Annotated in this window: 5 protein-coding genes; 3 read left to right on the plus strand and 2 right to left on the minus strand. The window is 64.7% G+C overall.

Annotated features, from left to right (window positions below; all coding sequences use genetic code 11):
* Positions 1-129 precede the first annotated feature (129 nt).
* Positions 130-1,491, plus strand: a complete 1,362-nt coding sequence (locus tag KOF26_RS10120) for a TonB-dependent receptor plug domain-containing protein (RefSeq protein ID WP_216324002.1) — start codon at positions 130-132, stop codon at positions 1,489-1,491.
* Positions 1,491-2,999 carry a TonB-dependent receptor domain-containing protein gene (locus KOF26_RS10125; protein WP_216324005.1) on the plus strand — a complete coding sequence of 503 codons (1,509 nt, stop codon included), beginning with the start codon at positions 1,491-1,493 and terminating at the stop codon, positions 2,997-2,999. The genes KOF26_RS10120 and KOF26_RS10125 overlap by 1 nt, the downstream gene beginning before the upstream one ends.
* A 102-nt stretch (positions 3,000-3,101) precedes the next feature.
* Here KOF26_RS10125 and KOF26_RS10130 read toward each other — a convergent pair whose 3' ends face one another.
* Positions 3,102-5,810, minus strand: a complete 2,709-nt coding sequence (locus KOF26_RS10130; RefSeq protein ID WP_216324008.1) for a TonB-dependent receptor domain-containing protein — start codon at positions 5,808-5,810, stop codon at positions 3,102-3,104.
* A gap of 603 nt (positions 5,811-6,413) precedes the next feature.
* Positions 6,414-9,302 (minus strand): TonB-dependent receptor domain-containing protein, encoded by a 2,889-nt coding sequence (locus KOF26_RS10135; RefSeq protein WP_216324011.1) that lies wholly within the window; start codon positions 9,300-9,302, stop codon positions 6,414-6,416.
* A gap of 842 nt (positions 9,303-10,144) precedes the next feature.
* On the opposite strand from KOF26_RS10135, the gene KOF26_RS17145 reads away from it, so the two are divergent.
* Positions 10,145-10,275 (plus strand): molybdopterin cofactor-binding domain-containing protein (locus KOF26_RS17145; RefSeq protein ID WP_435876846.1); only part of this gene is annotated, 131 nt, incomplete at its 3' end.

The raw sequence follows: 10,275 nt of genomic DNA on the forward strand, positions 1-10,275 counted from the left end.
CATGGGCCAACCACGCGCGAAGGCCCGGCGCACCAGGCCATCAACAACAAGGTGAACGACGTCGCTGCGCGGCGCGCGGGGGCTCGCGCGTGGCCGTGCAGACCAATCACGACACAGGGGAGGATTTAAATGACCAAGATCCGTTCCGAATCTTTCGAGGACAGAGCGAGGAAGACGCTGCTCGCCTCCACGGCGCTTTTCGCGACCATGGGTATCTCCACCCCCGGCTTCGCCCAGGACAGCGCGGATGCCTCCGTGCCGCAGGACGAGATCGTCGTCACCGGCTCCAGCATCCGCGGGGTCGCGCCGGTCGGCTCGCAGATGATCGGTGTGACCCGCGACACCATCCAGAACAACGCGCCGGCCAACACCAAGGACCTGATGGCCACGGTGCCGCAGCTCGGCAATTTCGGCACCAATGCCGAGCAATCGACGTCGAACCGCTTCCGCACCGCCGGCTTTTATCCGAACATCCACAATGTCGGCATCTATGCCACGCTGACCCTGATCAACGGCCACCGCATCGCTCCGACCGGCGGCGAAGCCGTGTTCCCCGATCCCTCGATCGTGCCGACGATCGCCCTGCAGCGCGTCGAGATCGTCGCCGACGGCGGCTCGGCAATTTACGGCTCGGACGCGGTCGCCGGCGTCGTCAACTTCATCTATCGCAAGAATGTCGAGGGCATCGAGGCTCAGGCCACCTACGGCTTTAACGACTCGCGCTATCTGAAGGCGAATGCCGCAATCCTCGGCGGCCATCGCTGGGCGACGGGCGGCGTGATGCTCGCCTATGAATTCTCGAAGAACAAGCACCCGTTGAACACCGAGATCGAGCTTTCAGCGCGCGGCGGGGACCAGCGTGGCTTCGGCACCGAGCTTTATCCGGGCCGCGACCAGCGCGGCACCAACTGCCAGTTGCCGAACCTCAACATCGTGTCCACCCGCAATGTTTCCAACGGCGTCACCGATCTGCGCGGCACCGGCTATGCGTATAATGCCGACGGCACTGTAACGGCGGGCACCAATCGCTGCGGCATCCAGGAATATGAGGGCGAGCCGGTGACCAGCCCGGTGATCGGCGACAGCCGTCGCCACGCTGTATTGCTCACCGCCAATCAGCAGCTCGGCGAGCGCGTCAACCTTTGGACCGAGGTCAACTGGTCGAAATATAACACCAGCAGCTTCGGCGGCACGTCGAATATCGCGGTGCGCATGGTCGACAGCAATCCCTATTTCGGCCTCGGCCTGCCGGCGGGGATGACCCCCGACGACGTGATCAGTACGGATACCGAGGGCCGTAAATATTACATGATCCGCCGCAGCGGCCTGGGCCTGTGGGCGCCGCGCGATCCATCATCCATCCAATATGCCAAGATGCTGGCGGTCACGGCCGGCCTCGATATCGATGTCGGCGGCGAATGGCAGATCACGCCCACCGTCCACATCTCCAGGACCAACGATTACAACAGCGATCCCGAACTCGATCCCTGATGTTGCAGCGCGCCATGGAGGACAGCAATCCGGCCACCGCGCTGAACCCCTTTGTCAACGCCGCCGGAAACAGCGCCGCGACGCTGGGCAGCATCGACAATAATTATCGCCGCGACAACACGTCCAGCCAGCGGCTGCGCGAGGTGCAGGTGAAGGGTGATGGTCCGCTCTTCTCGGTGGGCGGCGGCGAGGCGCGGATCGCCGTTGGCGTCGACCTGCGGAACGAGCAAGCGGTGCAGCTCCAGACCTCCGGCACCCCGGCGCGCGCTGCGGACATGTTTATCGTGCGCGACGATAATATCTCGCGTGACGTGTTCGCGGGCTTCGCCGAGCTGAACGTGCCGTTCATCAGCAGCCAGAACGCGCTGCCCTGGATGCAGCGCCTCACTCTGTCGCTGGCCGGCCGTGCCGATTATTACGCGGCCTACGGCACCCGCTTCAACCCGAAGCTGGGTATCGTGGTCGAGCCGATCGCCGGCTTTTCGCTCCATGCCAGCTACGGCAAGTCGTTTGTCGCGCCCAACGTCGGCATGATCACTCACAAGTTCGGCTTCGTCGGCTCGCAGAATTCCTCGGGTTTCTATACATATACCTTCCCGGCTGACAGCCCGCGGGCCGGGGAGACGATCAGCATCGGCAACACGGCCGGCACCGAAGCGGCGACCTACAATGTCTACAACTCCGGCGGCGGCAACCCGGATCTCAAGCCGGAAAAGGCGACGACCTGGTCGCTCGGGCTCGACATCGCGCCGCCGCAGGTGCCGGGCCTGCGTCTCAGCGTCGGCTACTACAATGTTCTCTACCAAAATACGATCTACAAGGCGACGATGAACGATGTGTTCTACAAGCCCGGTTTCGAATATCTGCTGACCGTGAGCCCGACCATCGGCCAGGGCGTGTCCAACGCCTATATGGATGCAGCGGTGGCCGCCGAATATGCCGAATCTCCCCCGGAAATGGATCTTGCGACCTACACGGTGTGGGACGTCATCTTCCGTTCCTATGCGGTCAACATCGGCTCGCGTAAGTTCGAGGGCCTCGATTTCGATGGCGCTTATGACTTCGAGACGAACTTCGGGCGGTTCTCCGTGGCCGGCAATGCCAATCTGAAGCTGGTCGATACGCAGAAGGTACTGCCGACCGACCCCTATGTGTCTCGCCTCGGTTCCGACCAGGCGGTGAAATGGAAGGGCCGCGGCTCGCTGAACTGGGCCTATGGGCCGGCGAACGTCAATCTCGCGATGAACTATGTCGGCAGCTACAAGCTCGCTACCGGGGTCCGCTATTCTGACGGGACGACAGTCCAGAAGGTCAAGGCGTGGACGACCTTCGATCTTGGCGTCCGCTATTCGCTCGATCAGCTGATCAAGGGATTCTCGATCCAGGGTCGCGTCGTCAACCTGTTCGACAAGGACCCGCCATGGGTCGACTCCGGTGCCGGCTATTCCAGCTCCAACTCCAACGCTTATGGCCGCATGTTCGAGGTGACGGTCAGGGCGGCATTCTAGGCCGGCGGCAGGGGGGGCGGTTCGCCGCTCCCCGCTCTTCCTCGAATATGGAAAACGGGCGCCGGGATCACTCCCGGCGCCCGTTTCCACACCCGCGTCCGATCAGAATTTGGCGCGCAGCGTCACTTCGAACTGACGGCCGAAGGGAGAGGCCAGCGCCGGGAGATAGCCGTTGGCGTTGTCGACAAAGGGCGGGTCCTTGTCGAACAGGTTGACCACGCGCGCCTGCAGCGACACGCCGTCATGGATCATCTTCGACAGGTCGAGCGCCGCGGTGAGATCGAAGGTCAGCCAGGAATCGACCTTCTGCGCCGGATTGACCGCGGTGTAGCGATAGCTGCCGACATAGTTGGCGAAGAGATTGACGACCACCGGGTCGAGGCTCCAGCCGGCCTGGAAGCGGGTCTTCCACTTGGGCGCGTCATTGGTGCCGAGCCGCGATACGAAGGCCGCTCCGGGCCCGGTCTGCTGCTTGTAGCGGGTCTGGCGGTTGGCGATGATGCCGAGGTTGAACGAGCCCAACGACGCCGTGTCGATGCGGTACGAGCCGTCGATATCGACGCCCGCCACCTGCTTCACCCCGAGATTCTGGGCGTTGTAGTAGATCAGCGCATCGAAGCCGGTGGTGATCGGCCCCTGCGGCGGCATCATCCGCAACATGTCGTCGATCTGCGCCTGCGTCGGATGGAGGATGCGGAACATCGCGAATTGCGGGTTGGTCAGCACGTCCGCGGTCGTCGGCTGGTAGACGGTGTTGCGATATTCGACCTCGTAATAGGTCGCCGACAAGCGCAGGCCCGGCACGAACTGCGGTACGAAATCGACGCCCATCGACCAGCTCGTCGCCTTCTCCGGCTGGAGGTTGGGATTGCCGCCGCCCGGATTGAGCTGGTTGATGGTGCCGAGGAACTCGCCGGTGGTGACGTCGGTGAGGTTGATGGCGCTGTTCGGGCGCGGCACCGTGAAGGTGCTGGTGATCATGCCCATGTTCGGCGCCGCAAACGAGGTGCTGTAGGAGCCATGCACGGTGACGCCGCGCACCGGCGACCAGTTGGCGCCATATTTCGGATTAAAGATGGTGCCGTATTTGTCGTAATAGTCGAGCCGGCCCGAGATGGAGAGGGTCAGCGCCTGGAAGAAGGGGCGCGCGTTCAGCTCGCTGAACAGCGGCACGTTGAATTCGGCGAAGGCGGAGGTCACGGTGCGGCTGATATTGTCGTCGCGCACCGTCAGCAGGTCGACCCCGGGGGCGCCGGCGGTCTGCCGCTGGACCAGCTGCTCCACCCGGAAATCGGCGCCGATCGCCATGCGGACATCGCCACCCGGAATGGCGAAGAGCGGGCCATCGGCCTTGGCCTGCAATTCGCGCAGCCGCTGGCTGGCGACGTTGATCTGCGCATAGTCGTTGTTGATCTGGGCGAGCACGGCGGGATCATTGTCCGCCGCCTGGCCGAAGGGATTGAGCGCGGTGGACAGCGTCGTCCCCGCCGCGAGCCGCGTCGCGGCGAGCTGGTCGAGTTCCGGGGCCTCCTGGTTCCAGTCGTTGGTCTTGGAGACGTGGCCCATGATGTTGGCCACCCAGTTGCCGCCGAGATGGATGTCGGCGCCCGCCGTCACGCCCCAGAATTTGGAGCTTTGCGGCTGCGCGCCGGACGGGAACAGCCCGAGGCCGCTGCGCACCACGGTGATGCGGTCGGCGGTGACGCCGTCCGGCAGGCGGAAATAGGGGTTGGTGCTCGGCACGTTGAGGGTCAGCGACGGCCGGCCTCCCCAGCGGAAGGTCTTGTAGTTGGAATAATTCAGCTCGGTCCACAGCTCGACCTTGTCCCCGGCCTCCTGGCGGGCGGTGACCAGCACGGCATGGCGATGCGCGTCGGGGATGATCGTCTGCTTCTCGTCGAGCAGGCCGCACTGGTTGCGGCCTGGCCGGAAGGTCCCGTTTGCCTGATAGGCATAGACGGTGCCGCTGGCGGTGACGTTCGGCAGCAGGCAGGTTGTCGGGCGCAGGTCACGCCCGCCGCGCGAGCGCTGGTCCCCGCCGAGCGCGAGGAAGTCGATATCCCGGGTCAGCGGCGACTTGTTCTGCGAATATTCGTAGGCGGCCATGATGCTGCCGGTGCCCCAGCTGTGGCCGGCGAGGATCGATGCGTCATATTTGCGGTAGCGGGTGTCGTTCCAGCCGAAGGTGCCGGAGGCTTCGATGCCCTCGACATTCTTGCGGTAGATGAAGTTCACGACGCCGGCGACGGCGTCCGACCCATAGACCGAGGAGGCGCCGTCGGCGATGATCTCGACGCGCTGCACGGCGATGACCGGGATGATCGAGGGATCGGGCAGCACCGCCTCGGTGCCGACCGGAGCGATACGGTGGCCGTTCGCGAGCGTCAGCGTGGCATACATGCCGAGGTTGTGGATGTTCGGCTGGAAACCCGGGGTGCGGTAGCGGTTCGGCGTGGACTGTTCGGCGTTCGCGCCGAAATTGCCGAGCTGCGGCACGTTGGACAGCAGTTCCTTGGTATTGGCCGGCGCCGTCGCCTGAATGGTATCGCGGGTTACGCCGATCAGCGCCGAGCCGACCGGGGCGACGCCGCGGATGCTGGAGCCGGTGACGACGATCTCGTCCTGCGCCGGAGCGGCGGACAGCGGCGCGGAGGCCGGTGGCGACGTCGGTTCGGCATTGGCGGGGGCCGGCGCCTGATCCTGGGCGAAGGCCGGCGCGGCCAGCCCCAGGCTGAGCGCGAGCGCGGTGGTGGCGAAAAGCGCCCTTCTGGCACCGGCTTCGTAGACACGCGCGGAAATGCAGTCGATCATGGTCTCTCCCCTGTTGTCCGGAACGTGGATCTGCGTAGGCCGAGCGACTTCCCCCGCGCACCGCGGGGGACGCGGCGGCGTTTCATGCTGACGAAGCGGATCGCCGGTTGGTCCTGAAGGCAGCCGGGCGCGCGGGGATCATGCCGGCCCATATGGGCCTCCGATCGACGATCAGAGGTGGCCGGAAGACGGATTTCGGGTGTGAATTCCTTTCCTGCCTCTCCTGGATGCGGCCCTCTTCCAGGGCTCGATTTCTTCCCAGCCGGGGCAGGCGGTCGGTTCATCAGCGCTCTGACGGACGCCCGGTCTTACCCCAGACCTTGGTCGAGGGTGTGTACACTGTATGCAAGTGCTGTCAACTTCTGTTCGGCGGAGGGCCCGAATGGAAGTTTCCTTCCATCGTGATTTCGATCCGAATTGGCGCGTGGTGCAATCGGAAACGGAGGCATGCCGCATCGTCGCCGAACGCCCCATCCTTCAGGAGCCCGACGGAATCGCGATTTGGCGCCGTTGTTAACGCTACCGCGGGTGCAGGGTTCCCGATCTGGGCGCAAAAAAAAGGCGCCGGGATTGCCCCCGGCGCCTCTCAAGCATGTAGACAGGTCAGAAAGCGGCGCGCAGCGTCACCTCGAACTGGCGGCCGAACGGCGAGGCCAGCGCCGGCAGATAGCCATTGGCGACATCCACCCACGGCGGATTCTTGTTGAACAGATTGACCACGCGAGCCTGCAGCGACAGGCCCTTGGCGACATTCTCCAGCGAGTAGCGGCCGACCAAGTCGAAGGTCGTCCACGGCTTCACCTTCTGGGTGCCGCCATAGGCGGTGACGCCGGTGATGTACTTGAAGCCGCCGGTATAGTTCATCGCCAGATTGACGGTGACCGGGTTAAGCTCCCAGTTCAGCGCTGCGCGGCCCTTCCAGCGCGGCGCCTGGTCGGTGCCGAGACGATCGCTCCACGGCGTGCCGGGCAGAACCTGCTGCTTGTCGGTCAGCTTGAGGTTGGCGTTGGCGGCCAGGGTGAAGTGGCCGATGCCGGTCTCGATGTCATAGCCGCCGTCAAAGTCCAGGCCGGCATATTTGCGCTCGCCGAGGTTGATCGCGAAGGAGCGGAAGATGATGTCCCACACGATGTAGGACGGCACATCCATTTCCGGCGGCGACACCGCCGTCTCCTTGGCCATCTCCGCATTCATCAGCGGATTGGCATTGTTCGAGCCGATCGTCGGGTTGACGTAGACATAGGGGGCGAACGCAGGGTTCGTCATGACGTCCTGCATCGTCGCCTTGTAGATCGTGTTCTTATAGTCGACGTTGTAATAGCTGACGCTCAGGCGCAGGCCGCGGACCTGCGGCGGGGCGAGATCGACGCCGATCGACCAGGTATTGGCCTTCTCAGGCTGAAGGTCCGGATTGCCGCCACCCGAATTGTAGATGTTGTAGACCGGCGCGACGCTGCCCGCCTGGTTGCCGATCTTGATCGTCTCGCCAGCACGCGGCCCGCCGGCCGGGAAGGTGTAGGTATAGGCACCCGTCGAGTTGATCGAGCCGACATAGCCGAACTTGTGGCCGAGCAGGCCCATGTTCGGGGCGACGAAGGAAGTGCCGTAGCTGCCGTGGATCGAATAACCCTGGATCGGCTCGAGCACGAGGCCGATCTTCGGGTTAAACTTGGCGCCATATTGCTCGTAATAATCGACGCGGCCGGCCAGCGAGAGCGTGACACGCTGCATCCAGGACAGGGCGTTCTGGCTGCTGATGAACGGCACGTTCAACTCGCCGAAGCCGGCGAACACGGTGCGCGTGATGTTGTCGTCGCGGACCACGAACATGTCGGCGGCGCGCGTCGGCGTGCCGGAGGTCTGCAGCTGCACCGCCTGCTCGTCGCGCATGTCGGCACCAAGCGCGGCGCGGACCTCGCCGCCCGGGATCGTGAACAGCGGGCCGTCGGCCTTGATCTGGATCTCGCGGAGGCGCTGGCTGGTGGTGTTGTCACGACGATAATTGTCGTCGATGCTCTTCAGGATCGCCGGGTCGTTCTGCGCCGCCTGACCGAACGGATTGAGCGCGTTGGCCGTGGAGAGATTGGCCGCGGCCTCCATCGTCACCGGGTCGATCTCGGGGTCGCTGTTATAATCGTTGGTCTTGGAGGCGTGGACCATCGGGGTCAGGCGCCAGTCGCCGCCCAGATCGATGTCCGCGCCGACCGTGACGCCCCACACCTTGGACGACTGGATCGACGAGGGATCACGCGAATTGAACAGGCCGAGGCCGCTGCGGCGGACGATGTAGAAGCCGTTGGCGACATCGGACGGGCTGAGGCCCGGCGGCAGCCCGCGCGCGAAATAGGGATTGTTGGTCGGGATGCGCAGCGTCAGGTTGGACTGGCCGCCGAACGTCGTCGTCTGATAGTTGGAATAGTTGACCTCGGTCCACAGGTCGACATGCTCGCCCAGCTCCTGATGCGCGGTGAGCAGGACGGAGTGGCGGTGCGCGTCGGGGATGATCGTCGCCGGCGTCAGGACGCCGCACTTGTTCTGGCCCGCCGTCACCGAACCATCGGCGTTATAGGCATAGTTGGTGCCGCGCGGATCGCCGCCCGGCGTGGCGATGTTGATGTTCGGCAGCAGGCAGTTGGTGCCGCGCAGGTCACGACCCGGATATTTGTCCGTGCCATAGCCGAGCTGGTTGCCGCCGCGGGCCAGGAAATCAATATCGGTATTGAGCGGCGACTTGTTGGCCGAATATTCGTAGGCCAGCATCACGCCACCGGTGCCCCACTGGTGGCCGGCGATGACGGCGCCGTCATACTTCTTGTAGCGGCTGCTGTTGAAGCCGATCGTGCCGGTGGCCTCGACCCCTTCGACATTCTTGCGATAGATGAAGTTGACCACGCCGGCGACGGCGTCCGAACCATATACCGCCGAGCCGCCGTCCGCGACGACCTCGACGCGCTGCAGCGCGATCACCGGGATGATCGAGGGATCGGGGAACACCGCCTCGCCGCCGACCGGCGCGAAGCGATGACCGTTGAACAGGGTCAGCGTGGCGTAGATGCCGACATTGTGGATGTTCGGCTGAAAGCCGGCGGTGCGGAAGCGGTTGGAGGTGGATTGTTCGGCATTGGTGCCGAAATTGCCGAGCTGCGGCACGTTGGCGAGCAGCTCCTTGGTGTTGGACGGTGCCTGCGCCTGGATCGCGTCGCGGGTCACGCCGATCAGCTGCGAGCCGACCGGGGCCACGCCGCGGATGCTCGAGCCGGTGACGACGATCTCGTCGAGGCCGGTGCCGCTATCCGCCGCGAGCTGGGCCGCGACCGGCGAACCGGCGCCGGGCGCTGCGGGGCCCGCGTTCTGGACGGTGGCGCCCTGGGCGGCCTGGTCCTGGGCGAAGGCCGGGGCGCAGATGCCCAGCGTCGCGAACAGAGCAGTCGAGGTGAGCAGCGCCTTCCGGGCACTGGCTGCACACGACCGCACGTCATTGGTGTTCGTCATTTTCTCTCCCCTAGAATACCGCAAACAATTGAATGGGCCGTGGGCGAGCGCGAGGCCCCGCGCGCCGCACGCGCGACGCCGGTCTTCGCTTCCCCGAAGCGGATTGGCCGGCACGGCCCGCTAGGGGCGGCCGGAGTCGCGAGAGGCAAGCCGGCGCCGTCCATGCATCCGATTGCGGATCATGATGGCGGCCGGACTCGGATTCCGAGTGTGAATTCCTTTCCTGGCTCCCCTACAACCGGCCCCCTTTTGGAAGGGCCGTGCCGATTTACGGCTTGTTTTCGTCGGCCAGCATCGGCCGGGAGGCGCCAGGCAATCCACCGGATCGGACTGAGCGCCATCCCCAACGCCAGACCTTCGTTGTGCTGCGTGTACACTGTATGCAGGAGCTGTCAACACGGCTTGTCCGCTGCGCGAAACATCTTGGTCGCAGCGTGTTCTATTTGCCGATCGGGTCGCGCTGCAGGCCTAATCTAGTATACAATCCCCGCTGATTGAATACTGCGCGGCCACGGCGGCCGCATAAAGGCGTCCGGACCCCGCCCTGCTCCCAAGGTGCGCCGCCGGAGCCGAGCTTCACAATTGCTTCTGTGGCCGACAGGTTCGTCATGACCCGGCGAGGAGCGCGCCATTGGGGCGCCGCATCAAGCCTTGGGAGCTGGCGCTGGCCTCGCACGAGGAGGCGCACGGCGCGCCTTTTGGCCGGGTTGGAGGGGAGTGCTTGCGACAGAGAAATGTTGAACGTCGGCCGCCGGGATCGCCGGGATCGCCGGCAATGCGCCGCTCGATCGAACCAGCCACGGGTTTATTCGCCCCTCGCGATCCATCCCAGCGCCATGAGCATGCTCACCGGCGAGGTGCGGTTGTATCGGTTTGCGGGGACGTTTGGAGTTGGTCGTGTGCTGAACGGGAAGACGGCGCATTCGCAATGTGTTGGGGGGATGGTGTGGGGGATTGGGAGTGCGCTGGGCGA

The organism is Sphingomonas quercus (assembly GCF_018863195.1).
Taxonomy (GTDB): Bacteria; Pseudomonadota; Alphaproteobacteria; order Sphingomonadales; family Sphingomonadaceae; genus Solisphingomonas; species Solisphingomonas quercus.

What these genes read in the sequence shown, in the direction of transcription:
- KOF26_RS10120 (WP_216324002.1), top strand. Translation starts at nt 130, where the DNA reads ATGACCAAGATCCGTTCCGAATCTTTCGAGGACAGAGCGAGGAAGACG.
- KOF26_RS10130 (WP_216324008.1), bottom strand. Translation starts at nt 5,810, where the DNA reads ATGATCGACTGCATTTCCGCGCGTGTCTACGAAGCCGGTGCCAGAAGG.
- KOF26_RS10135 (WP_216324011.1), bottom strand. Translation starts at nt 9,302, where the DNA reads ATGACGAACACCAATGACGTGCGGTCGTGTGCAGCCAGTGCCCGGAAG.
- KOF26_RS10125 (WP_216324005.1), top strand. Translation starts at nt 1,491, where the DNA reads ATGTTGCAGCGCGCCATGGAGGACAGCAATCCGGCCACCGCGCTGAAC.